An 18,306-nucleotide genomic window follows, 5' to 3' on the forward strand; every position below is an offset into this window, starting at 1 on the left:
CTCTTGATTCAGTTAACAGTTAACAGGTAACAGGTAACAGTTATGGTATCGGCGCTTATGCGCCGATGATATGCCCATTCGGGCAATCTGGGGAACTATCTGACATATTATAAGTGATTTTGTCGGGATAAAAAGTCCGAACAGACACCCGTCCGCCGCAAGGTAAATCTTTGCGAAGCGGATAATACAATACATATCACCTGTTACCTGAAAGCCGACTGTCACATAGTCTTCAACAAAAACCAAAGGTAAGAGGTCAGTAACCTCTTACCTCTGCATTAGCCTGTCAGCCTATTATTTCCTTAGCCTTTGCATCGTCGTTTGAGATGCACATATAAACGCTGTTGCCCTTTGTGATTATAACAGCCGAGCCTAACTTGTCAAGCTCCTCGGGCACATAGTCCTTGAAAGCGTCCTTCTGCTTTTCAACTCTTGTCTCAAAGGCTTCCTTTATCTTTGCTGCACCGTCTTCGTCCTTTGCCTCAAAGCAGGCTATCTCCTCAGCAGTTGCGCCGCCCGAGCCGATGTACACCTTGCCTTCCTTGTACATATCCTCGGTGATGCCGTATATCTTGTCATACATTCCCACGCCGAGCTCGTTTAAAGTATCCTTGAACTCTATGCCGTTCTTGAGCTCGTCAGCAACAGCCGTCACGCTCTTGCCGCTCTCTGCGCTCTGCGAATCAGCCTTGGAAGCGCTGCCCGATGATGAGCTGCTGTCACCGCAGGCTGTGAGTCCTGCGCCGAATATCGTCATTACTGCGAGTAATAAAGCTATCTTCTTTTTCATTTTTATCTTCCCTTTCTTATGTGTTCTGCTCTAAGTATTCTATCCACTTGACCAGATAATCCTTTGTCATGTGTACGCCGTCAGTCGCCGCATCTTCCGGCAGACAGCCGCTTGCGTCAACAAGTGCCGGGCTGACATCTATCCACTCAACGCCGCAGTTTGTCGCCGCAGCCTTTACAGCCTCGTTGAATGTTGCCACGTTAGTATTATTTATTGAATCGCCCTGAGCACTTCTCGAAGCAGTCACGGGGATTATAAGCTGAACGTATATCTTTGCGTCAGGCTGTGCGGCCTTTACAGCGTTTATCAGCTCCTCGTATTCGCTCTGGAACTGGTCAACATAAGGCCAGCCGACCTCGTTGATACCGAACATTATATATATCCTGTCAAACTGTCTCTGACCGAGCGCATCTACAACATTGCCGAGGTTGCCGTTTTCAAGCTCGATATTCGGCTCATCGAGCGCTGACGAAACGTTAAGGCCGGTAGCGCAGTAGAAGGTCGCCATAGGCTTGCCCGAGTTATATGAAAGGCCGACAGTTCGTGAGTCGCCTATAAAGCACGCATCCGAGAAATCCGAAGGCCCGTGCTCGGTGTCGGTGTCAGACGAGCCGTCATCTTCCGAGTCGCTGTCCGGGCTGCTGTCCGGATCGGAGTCCTTTTCCTTGCTGACTTCGCTGTCGTTCTTATCGACTGCAACAACGCTGCTGTCATCATCGGCAGGCATTTTCTTACCGATGCTCAGACCTGTCAGTATCAGCCATATAAACACAGCCACAGCGGTGCAGACACAGAACAGTGATATGATATTTTGCTGATTCTTCGCTCTTATCGGCGGCGAGGTAGCCTTCTGCTCTGCCATTAGTATGCCCCTTTCCCTTATTTCCAATCATTTTAATCATACCATATTTTATGATATATTTCAAGAGGTTTATGAAAATCCGGGGGCAGAAAATTCAAAGACAAGCGAGGTCATTTTTAGGCATAATCACATCAGCCCCATTTCAGGTAACAGTTATTGTATCGCCTGCGGCGATGATATGCCCTTTCGGGCGTGCAGCCGAAGGGGTGTGGGGGCGACCGGAAAGCCCCCACGTCCGTAGCGTATGAAAAAACCAACCGTTCCCTTGAAGCTATTCTGTGTGGGGGGTTCTTTCCTTCAAGGCGGCGCTCTCGTTCTCAGGGGATACCCCTTCGCCGGCACGTCATACGGCTTAGTTGAATCCGTCCGACCTGCCTGCCCGAATGGGCATATCATTTCCGTCAGGCGCTCCTCACCTGTTACCCGAAAAAAGGGGGGCTTTCGAGCTGCCGCTCACCCCCTTCGGACTTGCCTTCCTCAGTCACATATTGCCCGAATGGGTATAAGCGGCTTTGCCGCACCACACCTGTTACCTGTTACCTGTCACCTGTTACCTGAAAAAAAGCACCCCCGTGACCGGGAGTGCTTTGAAAAAACGTATCAGATACCTGTGATACCCGAACGCTCAACACCTTCGATGAAGTACCTTTGCAGGAATACATACATGATAAGTATCGGCGAGATTGACAGGATACAGCCGGCTTCGAGCCATACTATTATCTGTCTTATGCCGACCTGCTGACCTGAGAACAGTGTCTGTATCAGGGTAGCGTCAAGGTTTTTGAGCATAAGTGCAACAGTGTCGTTCTGTGTGAAGTACGAGGACGAGATGTAGAAGTCGTTCCAGTACCATACTATTGCGAAAAGGAATACTGTCAGGAATGAGGTCTTAGCATTGGGGACCATTACCTGAACGTAAGTCCTGAGCGGGCCGCAGCCGTCAAGATAAGCTGCATCTTCAAGCTCCTTGGGGAGTCCTCTGAAGAACTGGCGGAATATGTAGATAAACAGACCGCCTCTGATGCCGTTTGCAAAGATAGCAGGCAGATACATTGTCAGAGGGCTGTTGATGAGCGACTCGCCGCCCTTTAAAACAGTTATCCAGCCGAACGAATACTGCATGAACAGCGGTATCGTTATGATCTGCGGAGGAACGATGATCATGAGCGTTACTATAGCAAAGAGTAAGCCCTTGAACTTGAACTTGAATCTCGCAAAACCGTAACCGGTTATCGAGCAGGAGATAACTTCAAGTACAGAAGCAACAAGGTTAAGAATTACCGTGTTGATAGCTGTGTTGCCGAAGTCCATGACCTTCCAAACGTCATTGATGTTGTCCATAGTCAGACTCTTGGGCAGCCAGATGATCGAAGGGTCGTTCATCTGCTCACTGGGTCTGAATGCTGTTGATATCATGAATATCATCGGGTAGAGTATTACGAAACCAAGGCCGAACAGAATAAGGAATCTGAATATTGGCCATACCGAATCCAAAACCGCTTTACGTCTGTTGTATCTTATCTGCTCAGGGGTCAGGTACTTGTCGAGACCCTCAGCTTTCATACGCTTAAGACGTTCTTTATTAGCTTTTTTACGCTCTTTTTCAAACTGCTTTTCTTCTTTTTTAGTTGCCAATTACTCCACCCCCTTACTCTACTTCGTAGTATACTACCTTGTTTACGATAACAACCACTATACCAAGAACTACGCCGACGATAGCGAAGTAGCTCCATGCCATAGCTGCCATCATACCGTGCTCCCAGCTCGAAGCCTTAGTCAGGATCAAGAGCATGACCTGGTTGGAAGGATCAACGAACGAGTCAACAACAGTGTAAACAACGCTTGCAACGATCATAGGGCTGATGTAAGGAATGGTGATCTTCCAGAAGTACTCCCAAGCCGTAGCACCTTCCATGTTGGCTGCTTCCTTAGCGGAAGTAGGTATGCCCTGCAATGCCGACAGGAAGAGGAGTATCTGGATACCGGAGTTCCATACAAGGTTCATGATGTCACCGACTACCGAGCTTATGATCTCTGTCAGTGAGTCACTGATGTTATAAACACCGAGGAAGTTGAGCAGCTCATCTACGAGGTTTGCCTCGAACATTGAGGAGAACTGCTCCGAGCCGCCTGCATAACCGCCTGTGCTCATGTTACCGTTGATGATGTCGATAACAGGGCCGGTAGCTATGATAACGGGGAGGAAGAATATAGCTCTTGCAAGAGTTCTTCCCTTGAACTTCTGGTTAAGGATAACCGCTACGAATATCGAGAATATAAGTATGAGCGGTGTTTTGAGCGCTGTATCCTTGAGCATCGCAACGAGCGCAGGTGAATAGTCAACGTCTTTTCTGAAAGCGTAGACGTAGTTGTCAAGACCTACATACTCGAGCTTCATCTCGCCGTTTACAGGCTGTGTCTTGTTGAAAGAGTAAACAAGCGACTCGATAAGCGGAACGATGAAGAAGTATATCGTTCCTATGAACCACAGTGCTATAAAGCCGTAGCCGTAGAGTGCCTTTCTTCTTTCGTAGGGTATCTTAAGACCCTTCTGTTTTGCAGGTGCCGAAGCACTTGACAGCTTTGCCTCAAAGTCTGCTGAACTCATTGTGACCTCGGGCTGCTCGTCGGCTGTTTCCTCGACCTGCTCTGCTGCTTCTTCAGCAGTCTCGGCAGCTTCGTCGAGTATTTCGTTTTCCATAATCTCATTACTCATCAGCCGTTCAACCCTCCTTCACTTAATGCTTCGCTCAGATCGTAAGTCTTGCCGTCAACTGTTGCTGTGGCGTTCTTCATGTTGATAGCCACCTCAACGTCCTTCGAGCCGTCTGTGTAAACAGTTCTCAGCTCGCTGCCGTCAGCACTTCTTGTGTACTTCTTGATGGTCATGTTGCTTACGCCTGAAAGTATCTGCTTTGTGAGCTCATACTCAGTAGCAGCGTGAGGTACCCAGCCCTCATAGTTTGCGTAGTAGAGGTCGTTGTACTCAGTATCCTGGAGCACGGAAGCGTCCTCATAGATCATGTCGTAGTGGACATTGGAGCCTGCCGCAAGGCTTAACATAAACATCTCGTCGCTGTTGGAGCTTGCGTTTATCGGCTTGCCCGAGTAAGGTACATAGCCGTGAACTACCATCTGATAGAACGGTATGTCGTAGTCAGTAACATTGAAGCCGGAAGAATATACAGGCACGTTTGTCACATGATCGGCATACGGTAAAACGTATGCATTTGCAGAGTCAGCGATAATGCCTCCGCTTATGTCCTTCTTAGCCTTCTCGTAGCCCTCGATGAGAGTGTTCATCGTCTTGTCTCTTGTAGATGTGCTCTTTGTCGAGAAGTCGCTCGAGAGCTTGTAGGAGAAGTCGCCGAAGCCTATGTTGTCGATGCTCTCGTCCTTGTAGCTGCTCACCATCTCGTCGAACACCTGAGTGTACTTGGAGGGTGAGAGGAGTGCGGGCGATACGCCGACCTCAGCAACACCGAATGCGTAAGAATACTTGCTCTGTCTTGAATAAGCGTTGGATATTCTGATCGCTGTGCTCGTCAGGGTCATGTAGCCCCATGAGCTCGAATTCATCTGGTTGTTGTTCATCGACGGGTAAACGGTTATGCCGTCAGTTCCGAGGAAGTCCTTGAAGTCGTCCTGGCCGCCGAGAGTACCCGATGCAGAAGCCTCGGTAGAGATCTTCTTGTTTATCGACTTGTTTGTCCAGTCGTTGTAGTTAACGACCATATCGTCAACATTCTTGTCCTTGAGCTTTTCGATTATCTCGCTTGCCTGCTTGAAGCCTGTTATCTCAGTCTTCAGGTCAAAGGGAAGACCCAGGATAGATGTCTGCTTTAAAACACCGCCGTAAAGGTCAACATAGAGAGGAGACTTGTTAGCTTCAGTCTTCTTTTCCAGCCCCTTGTTCTCGATGAGGTAGTTTCTGTATACCTCAGCGCAGTCAGCGTAGTTTACATCAGCGCCGTCCTTGCCGGCTACCGGGTAGTAGTGAACGCCGACCTTCTCGGTCTTGATGTCGCCCTTTTCGTAAACTGTCAGCCTGTTGGTAGAGTCACCGCTCATGTAGAACTGGTCGGTGCTTCTTACCGTGAAGCTGAAGTAAGCTGTGTTGAAGGCCTGCTTGTTCTGGCCTGTTACTACGGCATTTGCAGTAACGTATGAGTCACCGTCAGTTGCTACTATAACGAGACCGTTCTTACCCTTGACAGTTGATACCACCGGCATGAATGCCTGCTGTGTAACTCTCGGAGCAGAAAGCGGAACGGGAGTATAGTCTCTGCCGTAGATGACCTGCTCGTAGTCAGGGTAGTTTGATCTGCCGTTGTTGTATTCCATAACAGCACCGCTGCCGTCAGGAACTATCATGTATCCGTTTATCGGAGTACCGTCTATCTCAGTGGGTGCCTGAGCACCGAAGTAAGGTGCAAAGGTGATCCTTGTGAGCACCTTTCCGTCGATAGAGTTTGTATCGGGCTCGTCGATATCCTTTGTATCAACGTAAACATAAAGTCCCTTGTCGTCAAGCTCGTAATGAACGGGCACCTTGAAGCCGCCGCTCGACTTTTTGAAGTTGTATGTCACCACAACGCCCTTGTTTGTGGTCTTGAAGCTCTTTGAAGCGTTTGTCGAATAAACATCGGTAACGTTTCTCTTGCTCTGTAAAAGATCAGCGTAGGAGATAACAAGGCTTGATGATACCTGCTTTCTCTGAGCCTTCTTCATGGTGTTGCCCTTGGCCTCGTCAACTATAGTCTGATCCGACCATGTGTTTATCGGGCTTGACCACCAGTACTGGCCTGTTTCTTTTACATAAAGGCCTATTCTTTCGTTGTCCTTATCTGAATAGAGTGCAAACTTGTCGTTTTCGGCAGCAAGCTCGCAGGATTCAAGGGCAATAGCTTCAGCGTCGGTTATAAGAGGAGCATCCTCTTCGTCGCTCTTTTTGTCGTCCTTTTCTTCCTTATCCTCCTCGGCGTCATCGCCGCCCTCGGAGTCTTCACTCTTTTCAGCGTTGTCATCAGCAGCCTGAGCTGCCACAGCCTCGTCAGACGCACTGTCATCAGAGGAGGACGCAACCACCGAGCCCAGAGGCATCAGCATTGTAAGAACTAACGCAAAAACTATAGCCTTTTTATAATTTCTGTTATGCATTTATTTTACACCACCGTTTCTGTAAGTTAGCCTCTGACTCTGTAAAGTATCTCTGTGTATATCTGATAGATGAATACATAAAGCTGCTGGAAAAGCGAAATGAGAAGCACTGCAAGGAAAAGTATGAGAAGCATTACTATAACAGTACCTATCATTGATACGAGCGTCTTTCCGAATGAATACTGGTGAGCAGCTCTCATAGCCTGTATCATAAGTATTACAGACCAGCCGATGCCCAGCCACTGAACAGCGATTATCCAGATGGATTCATCCTTTATCAGCACGTTTGAGAGTATAACTGCTATAAACGTGCAGACGATGTAGGGAACGAGTGCGTAAGCCGAGTAGATGAAGATCTTCTTGAAAGTACCCTCACCGTCGAGCAGCGTACACAGCGCCCAGTTTCCGACTACCCATGTTATGAAGTATACTACCGACTGTACCAGGAGCGGCACTACGTTGAATACCTTAACATAGTTCATGTTGTAAGCAAAGCCTGTGAGCTGGTGGTCAACGACCATTGCAATGAACAGCATCACGACTATGCCGATAGCTACAGGTATCGAGCCCTTCTTTTTCCAGCGAAGATCCTCGAAGCCCTCAACAGGATGGAAAATACAATGCTTGAGCCACCCTATAGTGGAATATTCATACATATAATTTTCCCCCCTTAAATTCTCTCACGCTCATGGATAACTATAATACCCTTGTAGATAAGAACCTTTCTTACTATAAGGAGTGCTATAAGTACCAGGATGATGATTATTATTGCAGTGAAGTGCTCTCTGAGGAAGTCTTCTCTTGCATACTTGAAGGCCTTGTCGTAGTCCTTTCTGTCGTATGCTGTCTTGAAGTAGTCGAGAGCCTCTGTGTACTTCTCCTGATTAAGGGAAGCCTTGCCCATGCCGATGTATGCAAGTGTGTAAAGGCCGTCTCTGTCCATAACGTTGTTCCAGTAAGGAACAGCCTCTGTGTATTTACCCTCATCGTAGAGGTTAACAGCCTTGTGTACCTGCTGGCCGAAAGTAGTTGTTGTAAACATTGTGACGTCGTTCTTCGCGCCGTCTATTACATAGACATTCTCGCCGAGCGTCTCAACTGCATTCGGCTGTGAGAAGGAACCTCTCTGGTCTGCCGAGGAGGTCTTTGTACCGAAGATGCAGATAAGGTTTGCATTCTTGTCGTACTGGAAGACTCTGCCCGTTTCAAAGTCGAGCACGTTCATTCTGCCGTAGTTGTCAACAACTATGTCAGTAAGCATCTTGTTGTGCTTTTTGTTTGATACCGAGTCCCATACAGCGTCTGTGATATCGCCGAACTTGTACTCGTTACCAGCGTTGTTGTTCCAGATATTGTAGCCTGCGGAGTTGAGCTTCTTAACAGCGTCGGTGCTTGTGTTGCCCTTCTCAGTTACCGAGTAGATAAAGCCCTCTCTGTCGATGTCGAAGTTGTTGAACTCTGCCGGAACGTTACGTTCCATAGCGCTTATCTGTTCATTTGATGCTATCTTTCTCCAGAGTGTCTGAGCGATTACCTTAGCGGTAACTTCAACTCTGTTAGCACCGTAGTAGCCTGTGAATTTGCCGTCTCTTGCAAACATTACCGCACCGGTATTTACCGATGTTACAACGCAGTAAACATTCTCGGCATTGTCAGCCAGCACCTTTGAGGGGTTGAATGTTGTCTGTGTGTAGAGTGCGTCATCAGGCTTGGTGTATTCCTGTACCATATCAAGAGTGTTGCCTGTTGTCAGCTTAGCCTTTACGACTCTGCCGTTCTTGTTGTCGGCAACATACACCATTTTCTCGTTGGTGTATATACTTGTCTTGACGTACAGACCCATAGGCTCGCTGAAATCCGAGAGCCCTGTAGCCTCGTTCTTGTTTATCTCGCTCTGGCCGCTCACGCCGTAGTAAACGCCCTTGAGCTTGAAGTCCTCATCTGTTCTGAGTATTCTGTTGTTGCCGGTATCTGCTATCCAGAATTCCCTTGCATCTTCATCACAGAACAGGTCTCTTGCGCCGGAAAGTGTTATTACCGCATCATCGCTCACATAGTAAGCGCTTGACGGGTCACGCAGCTGGCTGAGCCCTATTTCATAACCTGTTATCGTTCTTGATATCCTGTATGCGCTCTGTGAGGGAACAGGCTGCTCCCAAGAGTCATAGCTGTATGAATTGTAAGGCTCATCAGCGAAAGCTGTTATCGTCATGACCGAGCAAAGTGAGGCTGTCAAAGCAAGAGTGAGGATTCTTTTGATCTTTTTTCTTATTGACATTCGTTTCACCTTTTTCCTTTTTAAGTTAGTCTGTCAGGGATATTCTATCAATCCTTGATACCCGAGTTAGCCATTGTTTCCATAACCTGTGACTGTGCTGCAAGGAATACAACGAGCGGCGGGATAAGAAGTACGACTGCTGCTGCATAAACAGCGCCCTGACGGGAAAGACCGGTCATTGATATCTGCTGAACTATCGTAGGCAGTGTCTTTAACTCCTCAGAGTAGATAAGCACGCCGCCCTGGATATTCCATGCGCCCTGGAAGGCGAAGATTATAAGTGTCATGATCGCAGGCTTCGAGTTGGGAACAACTATCTGCCAGCATATCCTGAACAGGCCTGCACCGTCCATCTTCGCAGCCTCTATCATCGAATCGTGTATCGTTGACATACTCTGTCTCATAAGGAACAGACCGAGAGGAGTTGCGATATTGGGGAGTATGAGTGCGCCGTATGTATCTATGAGTCCGAGCTTTGAAAGCACAAGGAACGTCATGATCCATGTTGCCTGAGAGGAGAAAAGGAGGGCGGTAACTATCAGCTTGTTTAAGAAGTTTGCGCCCGGGAACCTGCACTTTGCAAGTACGAATGCTGCACAGCAGCAAACGAAGAGATTGCCTACACAAACAACTATCGTGATGAACACTGAGTTGAATATGTATCTTGAAAGCGGTACCCACATATTAGATGCTACGTTTACAAGGTCTGTAAAGTTCTTGACTGTAGGGTTAAGAACATAGAGCTTAGGCGGGAATATGAACAGCTCTTCGATCGGCTTTACCGACTGTACAAGTGAGTAGTACAGAGGGAACAGCATGAAGGAACCGAGCAGACACAGGAAAACAAATATCGCAATATCGCCTGCGAGCGATTTGTTGACTTGCTTTTTCTTGTCCTTGACCTTTAGCTTCTCAATTGAGACCTTTCTTCTTTTTCTTGCCATTTTGCCTACTCACCTCCCTTAGTCAAGATACTTGGCGAGCAGTGAATTGATGCCCTTGTTTGCAAGCAGCATGGCTGCGAACAGTACAAAGCATATTGCCGCCGAGTAGCCCATCTCAAATCTGATGTAGCCGTAGTCTGTTGCGTGGTTCATGATAGTGTGTGCAGCGTAGTCGGACGAAGGAAGACCTACGAGCGCCTGACCTACAGCACCTACCGTGAATGAGGAGGAGATCTGTAAAACAGCTGCGAAGAGGAGCTGAGGACCCATCGAAGGGATAGTTATCATAAAGAGCTCCTGCCATCTGTTCTTGATACCCTCGATAGCGCCTGCCTCGTACATCGACTTGTCGATGTTCTGGAAGCCTGCACGAAGCGCAAGGAAGCCTGCGCCCATCGAGATCCACAGCTGAACTACTATACATACGCCAAGGATGTACTTGGTGTCTGTAAGGAACTGAACAGGCTGTGTGAATATGCCTATGTCCATCATTACCGAGTTAACGTAACCGTTAGCGTCACCCGAAAGGATCAGCTGCCAGATAACGTAAACTGATGTAGTCATTGAAGGAGCATAGAATACGAATGTGAAGAATGTTTTGAGTACCGGGTGCATCTCATTTATGAGCCATGCAAGTATGAAGCTCAGTATGTAGGAGAACGGGCCGGTGAAAACTGCGAATATGAGAGTATTTCTTATGGCTATAAGGAATACCTCGTCGTTCAGGAACAAAGTCTTGAAGTTTGACAGCCCGACGAATTTCGGGAACTGTACCATGTTGAAGTTTGTAAAGCCTATAGGCAGTGACATGATGATCGGAACTATCAGGAAGACAGTAAACAGGATCATAAAGGGAGCCAAAAGTCCATAGCACGCTTTATTTACCTTGACCATGTGCCATGTATATGCCCATTTGCCGGCTTTATTCATCGGCATCTGCTGGCCGTCAGCATTGTTCTTAGCCATATATCAATAACTCCCTCCTTTACTTGTTGTCGTATTCGTACATATCAAGGTCTTCGAGCTTACGTTCGATCTCGTCGTTGATGTCCTTGTTGTACCAGAAGAGTGTGTCTCTTGCATTGTCTGCATCGTTGACTACCTGTCTGAATGCGTTCATAAGGTTTCTTGTAACGCCGTAGGAAGCGGGGATTACAGGTATCTCTACCTGAGAATCGAGCTGCTCCTTGAGCTTGTTGTACTCTGTAGTTGTCCATGAGAGGTTTGCAAGAACTTCTTCATTAGCTGAAGCGTAACGTCCGAGTGTACCGAGTACAGCCTCGATATCCTGGCCGTAAGCTGTCTGTGTCTCAGTAGATGTGAACCACTTAACGAAATCCCATGCATCGTCAACGTTGGGTACCTTCTTGAATACCACTACGCCTGCGCCTGCCGAGCTTGCTGCGTGATTTATCGAGCCGTCCTTCTGTATCGTACCGGGAACAGGCTGGAAGTTCCAGCAGCCCTTTATTTCAGGAGCAGCTGTAGCGAGCTGGTTAGCAAAGCCATAGTTGTTGATAAGTATAGGCATATCACCCATTCTGAAACGTGTGAATGCATCGTATGTCTGCGAGAAGCTGTATGTGGTGTAGAACTTTGTCCACTTGTCGAATGCGCTTACAGCCTCGTTTGTATCAAAGTTTGTCTTTGTCTGGTCTTCGTTGTAGTAGTTGAGGCCCTGCTGGAGAAGCAGCATAGCGAAGGTGTTGCCGGCTTCGGTAGTAGCCGATATCTGTGTAACACCTGCCGAGCCCATCTGAGCGAGTATCAGGCCTACCTCCATGTAGTTTCTCTGGAGTGCGGGGAGAACGTTTATAAGTCCGTCCCATGTAGCGAGGTCTGTTGCAGGGTCGATGTTGTACTCTTCAAGTATATCCGAGCGGTAGAAGAGCATCGGGAACTGCTGTTCGAGCGGTATGCCGTATGTTCCGCCGTTGTACTGATAGAGCACCGTTGCGTCCTTCGAGAAGTTCTTTATTACATCGTCGAACCCGTCCATCTTCGACAGATCGACCAGAACGTCTCGGGCGGCCAGCTGTATCGGGTAGTCACCGCCGAGGAAGAGTGCCAGGTCAGGACCCTTGCCTGAGAAGGTAGCCTCAACGATACCGCCGACAACGAGCTTTACGTTAACCTTTGTCTTGGCATCTACATTGTAGCCGTTGTTGATAAGGCTTGTGACCACCTTAGCGTTATCACGGCCGGTCGTTATCCATGCTGTCATAACATCGCTCGAATTCTCATCGAGATCTGAGAGCGAGTTGTAATCCTCAAAGAATGAACCTATGAACTTGGAGAAGCCGTAGGAAAGACCCTTGAAGAACGAGCTGTCGGTAGATGTGAAATCCTCATCGCTCGTGCAGAGCTCGATCATATCTACTTCAAGCGGCTGGAAGCGGTACTGTGTTACCCATGCCGAAACGGCTGTGATGTTGTCCTTGATCTGAGACATCATCGAGGGTATCCTGTCAGGCTTGTCAACGCACTTGTCAAGTATGATAGACATTGTTCTGAGCGTTACAGCCTCTGTACCGCCTGTGCCTGAGAGCTCCTCTATCTTCTTCTGAGCCTCGATAAGCTGCTCTGAATACTTCTCAAAGTCGCTTATGCACTCAGGAAGAGCCTTGTCTATGTTGTAGTTGTTGTATTCATCAGGCGAAGGACCTGTGATCTGACGGATCTGTCTGTAATAGCTGTTGGTGTTATAAACGATATCGTCGATCTCGTCCATTATCTCGCCTATCTCACCGGGGATAGCCTCTAAGGTGAGAGTGTTTTTGCCCGATTCAAGGTAGAAATACATCGGGTCGTCGCCGAAAGAGGGTGATGTAACAGTCCATTCAGTGTCGTAGTAGAACTTTACCTGGTCAGCTTCCTCGTAAGGCACCTTACCATTTATATAAAGCCTTCTGTTTGAGTACATACCACGCATCTGGTCCTGTCTGGCTCTTATGCCTATCTTGTACCAGCCTGCGGCTTCTACATTGAATTCCCATGTTACTGTCTCGGTGGACTTGTTCCAGTTGCCCTGACCGCCTATCGTGTTGTACTTTTCCTTAGTAGGCGATGAGCCGTTTGAAGAGGAGGTCATGTAGGATGTATTGTCCGAGGTGGGGAACAGTGTCTTTGACGACTTGTATTTTGCAAGCTCGCCCTCAAGAGTTATCCTCTTTCCTGTAGCCATCGAAAGCTGAGGAGCGCTTGGATCATAACTCGGGAGCTTCTCGTGGTTGTAGAACTTGATATACTCTATAGCGAACTGAGCCTTTTCAGAACTGAGTGTTATAGTGTGTGTGCCTGCCTCCATGTAGAAAGCGAGGGGGTCGTTGGAAAGGCCGTCGATATCCTCGATGTCCTTTGTCTGCCACATTACCTCTTCCTTCTGCTTGGGGCGAATGTCATTGCCCTTTGAGTCTTTGAGTATCTCGTCGCCGGACTCGTTTACCCATACCTTCGGCATAGTTATACGCTGTGCCGTAGCGTAGGGGCTCTTTCCGTCGATAGACAGCGCAAACTGAACGTCTGAGGTAGTACCCTCAAGCGCCTCGTAGCTGATCTCTGCGAAATAAAGACCCGTCTTGGGAATATTTACGGTAAAATCGACCTGACCCGTCTGACTCGCCCATTTGAATACATTGTCCTTTCCGTCTACCGACTCTACAGAACAAGAAATGTCCGAGCCTTCTGCGGCCTTGAAGTCCTTGCCGTAACAGATCGCTTCTTCGTTAGGGCGTTCTGCATCTGCATATCTTTTGAGATATGCGCTGTAGGTGTTTTCCCTGTTTGCAGCATCTACCGCAGCTGCCGACGCTTCGGACTTTACAGAATCATCTGCAAACGCCGAAGGCGCCATGGAAAGCACAAGTGCAGCCGCCAAAGCCGACGAAGCAATACGCCTAAACCCTGTGTGTTTCACTGTTTAGTCCACCTTTCTTACTTGATTTGCTGATATATCACCCATTTTGGTCTATCCATAATTCACTGTGACGGCGGTATCAGCCTTATCCCCTTTCCGTCACCGTCGAGCTCTACCTTTACTCTGTCCCCTCCGTGCAGCCCCAAAGCCTCAAGGTGTTCCTTGGGTATCTGAAGCCTTCCCGAGCGGTCGAGCACAGCAAGCTCCTCGTGCGTCTGCTCACCCTCGCTGTCATCAGCCTGTGTGAGCATATCGCCCATTTCATCGAGCTCAGCCTTGTAGGAGCGTTTTCGCACTATCTCCGAGCTCGTTCTCCCGTCCCTGATAGCCACCACTCTGTCGATGTGGTTTGCAAGCTTTACGTCGTGAGTGACTATCACTACCGTGATGCCCTCAGTTCTGTTGAGCTCCTTGAATATATCAAGTATCATGTTCGAGGTCTTTGTATCGACCGAGCCTGTCGGCTCGTCTGCAAGCAGAAGTCTCGGCTGGTTCGCAAGCGCAATAGCTATCGCCACTCGCTGCTGCTCGCCGCCCGACATCTGATCAAGCCTTGAATTCTTCCTGTGTGAGAGCCCTACCTTCTCAAGCAGCTCAGATGCACGCTTTTTCCTTTCCTTCTTTGAGGAAAGTATCATCGGCATCTCGACGTTCTGCAAGGCGGTAAGGTACGGTATGAGGTTTCTCGCATTGTTCTGCCATACGAACCCCACAGTCTCACGCTTGTATTGCATATAATCCCTGTCCGAGAACTTCAGAAGATTTTTCCCGTCGATGTAAAGGCTTCCTGCCGAAGGCCTGTCAAGGCCGCCCAGCATATTCAGCAGCGTTGATTTTCCGCTTCCCGAATTGCCGACTATCGCCATGAGCTCACCTTTTTTCACATCAAGGTCGAGCCCCTGCAGCGCAACTACCTCTACCTCATCGGTCTTGTATATCTTGACAAGGTTCTCGCACCTTATCATGTATTCGCTGTCTGTATCCTTAACGGTGGTCTCATCACTCAACTGTCTCACCGTCCTCTAACGTATAGACCTTGTCAGCAATGTCTACCATGCTGGGGTCATGCGTCGTCATGATTATAGTCATCCCGTGCCTTGCCACAAGCTCTTTGAACAGCTTGACGACATGGAGCCCTGTCGCAGTGTCGAGCTCAGCTGTCGGCTCGTCTGCGAAGATTATCTTCGGGTTGTGGGCTATAGCCCTTGCTATGGCAACTCGCTGCTGCTCGCCGCCCGACATTTCCGGCGGCCTGTGGTGCATTCTCTTGCCAAGGCCTACATTTTCGAGCACTTCCCTGACCCGTTTGTCCCTCAGCTTGTAGGGGTATCCTGCGAGCCTCAGCCCGAACTCGACGTTCTCATACGCCGTCATGCCCGACATGAGCGCTACCGACTGGAAAACGAACGCCATTTCATATCTTCTCAGGTCATCACGCCCGGCCTCGCTGAGCTTTGTGATGTCCTTCCCGTCAAATATGACGCTGCCCTTTGTCGGCCTGTCCAGTGCGCCGAGAATGTTTATCAGCGTGGTCTTGCCGCTGCCCGAGCGCCCTCTTAAAATAGTAAGAGTGCCCTTTTCTATCTCAGCATTTATGCCCTTGAGCGCTGAAACGACGCTGCCGTCGCCTATTTTGAAATCACGCCCGATATCCTTAGCTTCAAGTATCACCGAGCTGTGCAAGTTAGTGTCTGCCATACGCTTACCCTCAAAAAACGCACATTCTGCACACCTGCCTGTCACATTGCATCGTTAAAAAAACCGGTACCATATTAATATTGACGTACCGTTGTCAGTATACGACAGAGCTTGTGCATTTTGTACATACGGCCGGAAAGCCGCTTAGCCATGCAACATATAGTTAATTTGTTCAAATTTGGTATCAAACCTTGTTGAATTTCACAAGGCTTTTAGCAAAAATACGCAAAAAGGGCTTATTTAGCTAATCTTAATTATACCAATTACAAGGGTTTTTGTCAAGGCGGCGTAAACGTTTTAGTATGATTTTTTTTTAGCGAATTTTGCCTTTGTGTGTTTTGCACATACCGTCAGTTCAAATATTGTGCATACTGCAAGAACGATTTAAACAAGTTTTCAAAGAAATACCGTCAGAATGCCATTTTGATTACCACTTTTTTAAACCTTTTCAAAAAGTTTACAATTGACCCCCTATTTTCAGCCCGGTTTTCGACCAAAATCACGCAGGACAGGCAGTATAATATTTTCAGATTTGATTTCATATTCTTGTATTTTCCTTAAACGGTAAGTATTCACTGTATATCACATTCTTATCATAAATATCAGGAAAGTGCGCAACAACCGCCGTATACTATTATATATAAAAAAGGAGTGCTGCAAATGCTGCCAACGATCGACTACTGCGCCCACGGGCGTATACTCAGCGTCTTTCTTTCAGGCGAGCTTGACCACCACAACGCCCGTCCCATAAGAGAACATACGGATATCGCAATAGAAAAATACCGCCCTGCCCTGCTCGTGCTTGATTTTTCCAAAGTTACGTTTATGGATTCATCAGGCATCGGCCTTATCATGGGCAGATTCAAGCGTATGACCGAGCTCGGTTCAGATATTCTTATCGCAAACCCCTCCCCTGCCATACGAAAGCTTATAGGCCTTGCCTCTGTCGAGCGTGTCGTCAGGGTGGTGTATACCGCCCACAGCGCATCAGTCAGCAACTAAACACGAAAGGAGGCGGCACTCACCCCGGGTGCCGAATATGATAATGGATACTGTAAAGAACAAACTAAAGCTGATTTTCCCTTCCCATTCCGAGAACGAGGGGCTCGCAAGGCTTGCAGTCTCGGGCTTTCTCGCATCAGCAGGCGCAGATATAAGCGCTGTGGCCGAGCTAAAGACCGCCGTTTCCGAGGGGGTGACAAACGCTATCGTCCACGGCTACCGTGAAACACCCGGCCTTGTCACCGTCGAGCTAAAGCTCTTTTCAAGCGGCAGGGTCAGGCTGTATATCAAGGATAAGGGCGTCGGCATCGAGGATATCAAAAAGGCTATGGAGCCGCTTTTCACCACCGCCCCCGAGGAGGAGCGTGCAGGCCTCGGCTTTGCGATAATGGAGAGCTTTTGCGACAAGCTCAGAGTAAAAAGCGCCCCCGGCAAAGGCACCACAGTCACTATGGAAAAATACATATACAAAAGGGACGAGCCATGAGCGAGGATAAAGTCGATAAGCTCGTCCGTGAGAATATGGGGCTCGTGCGGCTTTGCGCCAACAGACTAAACGGCCGTGGCATCGAGTATGATGAGCTTTTCTCGGCAGGCTCGCTCGGGCTGTGCAAGGCCGCCAGGGGCTTTGATGAGAGCAGGGGCGTTAAGTTTTCGACCTACGCTGTGCCTGTTATCTTAGGTGAGATAAGAAGGCTTTTCCGTGACGGCGGTCAGGTCAAGGTCAGCCGCCCTCTTAAGGAGCTCTCGCTCAGAGTCACCCGTGAGCGTGAGCGGATACTGCAAAGCACCGGCACCGAACCCACCGTCGCCCGGCTTGCCGCCGCCCTCGGCGAGAGCGAGGAGATGATAACCGAAGCGATAGCCTCAGCCCAGCCGGCCCTTAGCCTTACCGAGTGGGACGATGACGGCGAGCATCAGGCAGATATCCCCACCCCTGCCCCCGACACCGGCATAACCGACCGCATCGCCCTATACGATGCCATTTCACGCCTTGACAAGCAGGACAGGCAGCTTATTTTCCTGCGCTATTTCAAAAACCTCACCCAGTCCAAGACCGCCGCCGCCCTCGGTATGACGCAGGTGCAGGTCTCCCGCCGTGAAAAGAAGATAATGCAGCAGCTGTACGCTACGCTTAACAGTTAACAGGTTACAGGTAACAGTTGATGTGTCGGCTCACACCGACATTATGCCCATTCGGGCGGAAACGCTTCGCTTAGTGAATAGTGAATAGTGAAGAATGAATAGTGAATAGTTATGGTGTGCGCCAAAGGCGCACGGTATGGCCATTCGGCCGTTTCCTTCCGACAGTATATCGTAGGGCGACATTCCGAAGGGTCGAGGGGCGACCGGAAAGCCCCTCGTGTACCTTATGGTAGCGAGAGCGTACCCTTGAAGTTAAGCTGCCACCACAATTTAGCTACAAGGGTAGTCTCTCCTTATCCTACGCTACGGGTAGGGGGGGCTTTCCGGTCGCCCCCACACCCCTTCGGGTGCATATGCTTTGACTTGGTCGAAGCAGTTCGGTTTGCACTGGCCGAATGGCCATATCGTGCGGCACAAGCCAAGTTATGCGAAGCGAAACTTGCGTCCTTTAAGCCTTTGGCTTAAAGGACAATACACCTCAACTGTTAACTGTTAACTCTTAACTGATAA

General features: G+C 48.8%; 15 protein-coding genes. 3 read left to right on the forward strand and 12 right to left on the reverse strand.

Annotated features, from left to right (window positions below):
- Positions 1 to 286: 286 nt before the first annotated feature.
- From CD05_RS0111830 to CD05_RS0111885, 12 genes are all read right to left on the reverse strand, one after another.
- The gene (locus CD05_RS0111830) at positions 287 to 790 is read right to left on the reverse strand and encodes a DUF4358 domain-containing protein (RefSeq protein WP_051588977.1); all 504 of its coding nucleotides are present in this window, start codon (positions 788 to 790) and stop codon (positions 287 to 289) included.
- A 16-nt stretch (positions 791 to 806) separates the two neighbouring features.
- On the reverse strand, positions 807 to 1,652 hold the full coding sequence (locus CD05_RS19895; RefSeq protein WP_051588978.1) for an SGNH/GDSL hydrolase family protein: 846 nt from the start codon (positions 1,650 to 1,652) through the stop codon (positions 807 to 809).
- A 600-nt stretch (positions 1,653 to 2,252) separates the two neighbouring features.
- Complete coding sequence (locus CD05_RS0111840; RefSeq protein ID WP_028510674.1) at positions 2,253 to 3,287, reverse strand: carbohydrate ABC transporter permease; 1,035 nt, start codon at positions 3,285 to 3,287, stop codon at positions 2,253 to 2,255.
- Positions 3,288 to 3,300: 13 nt separating this feature from the next.
- Entirely contained in the window at positions 3,301 to 4,368 is a 1,068-nt protein-coding gene (locus CD05_RS0111845; protein WP_242841262.1) for a sugar ABC transporter permease, read from the reverse strand.
- Positions 4,368 to 6,812, reverse strand: a complete 2,445-nt coding sequence (locus CD05_RS0111850; protein WP_028510676.1) for a DUF5696 domain-containing protein — start codon at positions 6,810 to 6,812, stop codon at positions 4,368 to 4,370. Before CD05_RS0111850 ends, CD05_RS0111845 begins: the two co-directional genes overlap by 1 nt.
- A 26-nt stretch (positions 6,813 to 6,838) precedes the next feature.
- Entirely contained in the window at positions 6,839 to 7,468 is a 630-nt protein-coding gene (locus CD05_RS0111855; RefSeq protein ID WP_028510677.1) for a Yip1 family protein, read from the reverse strand.
- A gap of 14 nt (positions 7,469 to 7,482) precedes the next feature.
- Positions 7,483 to 9,090: a hypothetical protein gene (locus tag CD05_RS0111860; protein WP_028510678.1), complete on the reverse strand. Its 1,608-nt coding sequence runs from the start codon at positions 9,088 to 9,090 to the stop codon at positions 7,483 to 7,485.
- Between the two features lie 47 nt (positions 9,091 to 9,137).
- Entirely contained in the window at positions 9,138 to 10,034 is an 897-nt protein-coding gene (locus tag CD05_RS0111865; RefSeq protein WP_051588979.1) for a carbohydrate ABC transporter permease, read from the reverse strand.
- 18 nt (positions 10,035 to 10,052) lie between these two features.
- On the reverse strand, positions 10,053 to 11,000 hold the full coding sequence (locus CD05_RS0111870; protein ID WP_028510680.1) for a sugar ABC transporter permease: 948 nt from the start codon (positions 10,998 to 11,000) through the stop codon (positions 10,053 to 10,055).
- 19 nt (positions 11,001 to 11,019) lie between these two features.
- Complete coding sequence (locus CD05_RS0111875) at positions 11,020 to 13,950, reverse strand: extracellular solute-binding protein (RefSeq protein WP_028510681.1); 2,931 nt, start codon at positions 13,948 to 13,950, stop codon at positions 11,020 to 11,022.
- A 62-nt stretch (positions 13,951 to 14,012) separates the two neighbouring features.
- Complete coding sequence (locus tag CD05_RS0111880; RefSeq protein ID WP_347495305.1) at positions 14,013 to 14,957, reverse strand: ATP-binding cassette domain-containing protein; 945 nt, start codon at positions 14,955 to 14,957, stop codon at positions 14,013 to 14,015.
- Positions 14,950 to 15,648: an ABC transporter ATP-binding protein gene (locus tag CD05_RS0111885; protein ID WP_037322982.1), complete on the reverse strand. Its 699-nt coding sequence runs from the start codon at positions 15,646 to 15,648 to the stop codon at positions 14,950 to 14,952. The genes CD05_RS0111880 and CD05_RS0111885 overlap by 8 nt, the downstream gene beginning before the upstream one ends.
- A gap of 660 nt (positions 15,649 to 16,308) precedes the next feature.
- Here CD05_RS0111885 and CD05_RS0111890 point away from each other — a divergent pair.
- Genes CD05_RS0111890 through CD05_RS0111900 form a run of 3 tightly spaced genes read left to right on the forward strand, consistent with a single transcriptional unit; the run spans position 16,309 to position 17,796 of the window.
- Positions 16,309 to 16,650 (forward strand): anti-sigma factor antagonist, encoded by a 342-nt coding sequence (locus tag CD05_RS0111890; protein ID WP_051588980.1) that lies wholly within the window; start codon positions 16,309 to 16,311, stop codon positions 16,648 to 16,650.
- Between the two features lie 37 nt (positions 16,651 to 16,687).
- A complete protein-coding gene (spoIIAB, locus tag CD05_RS0111895) occupies positions 16,688 to 17,137 on the forward strand; it encodes an anti-sigma F factor (RefSeq protein ID WP_028510685.1) in 450 nt (149 codons plus the stop codon).
- A complete protein-coding gene (locus CD05_RS0111900; RefSeq protein ID WP_028510686.1) occupies positions 17,134 to 17,796 on the forward strand; it encodes a sigma-70 family RNA polymerase sigma factor in 663 nt (220 codons plus the stop codon). The genes spoIIAB and CD05_RS0111900 overlap by 4 nt, the downstream gene beginning before the upstream one ends.
- Positions 17,797 to 18,306 lie beyond the last annotated feature (510 nt).

Source organism: Ruminococcus sp. NK3A76 (assembly GCF_000686125.1).
GTDB lineage: Bacteria > Bacillota > Clostridia > Oscillospirales > Ruminococcaceae > NK3A76.

Bases quoted from the DNA above. Each gene is read 5' to 3' on its own strand.
- CD05_RS0111830 (WP_051588977.1), bottom strand. From the start codon at position 790: ATGAAAAAGAAGATAGCTTTATTACTCGCAGTAATGACGATATTCGGC.
- CD05_RS19895 (WP_051588978.1), bottom strand. From the start codon at position 1,652: ATGGCAGAGCAGAAGGCTACCTCGCCGCCGATAAGAGCGAAGAATCAG.
- CD05_RS0111845 (WP_242841262.1), bottom strand. From the start codon at position 4,368: ATGAGTAATGAGATTATGGAAAACGAAATACTCGACGAAGCTGCCGAG.
- CD05_RS0111850 (WP_028510676.1), bottom strand. From the start codon at position 6,812: ATGCATAACAGAAATTATAAAAAGGCTATAGTTTTTGCGTTAGTTCTT.
- CD05_RS0111855 (WP_028510677.1), bottom strand. From the start codon at position 7,468: ATGTATGAATATTCCACTATAGGGTGGCTCAAGCATTGTATTTTCCAT.
- CD05_RS0111860 (WP_028510678.1), bottom strand. From the start codon at position 9,090: ATGTCAATAAGAAAAAAGATCAAAAGAATCCTCACTCTTGCTTTGACA.
- CD05_RS0111865 (WP_051588979.1), bottom strand. From the start codon at position 10,034: ATGGCAAGAAAAAGAAGAAAGGTCTCAATTGAGAAGCTAAAGGTCAAG.
- CD05_RS0111870 (WP_028510680.1), bottom strand. From the start codon at position 11,000: ATGGCTAAGAACAATGCTGACGGCCAGCAGATGCCGATGAATAAAGCC.
- CD05_RS0111885 (WP_037322982.1), bottom strand. From the start codon at position 15,648: ATGGCAGACACTAACTTGCACAGCTCGGTGATACTTGAAGCTAAGGAT.
- CD05_RS0111890 (WP_051588980.1), top strand. From the start codon at position 16,309: ATGCTGCCAACGATCGACTACTGCGCCCACGGGCGTATACTCAGCGTC.
- spoIIAB (WP_028510685.1), top strand. From the start codon at position 16,688: ATGATAATGGATACTGTAAAGAACAAACTAAAGCTGATTTTCCCTTCC.
- CD05_RS0111900 (WP_028510686.1), top strand. From the start codon at position 17,134: ATGAGCGAGGATAAAGTCGATAAGCTCGTCCGTGAGAATATGGGGCTC.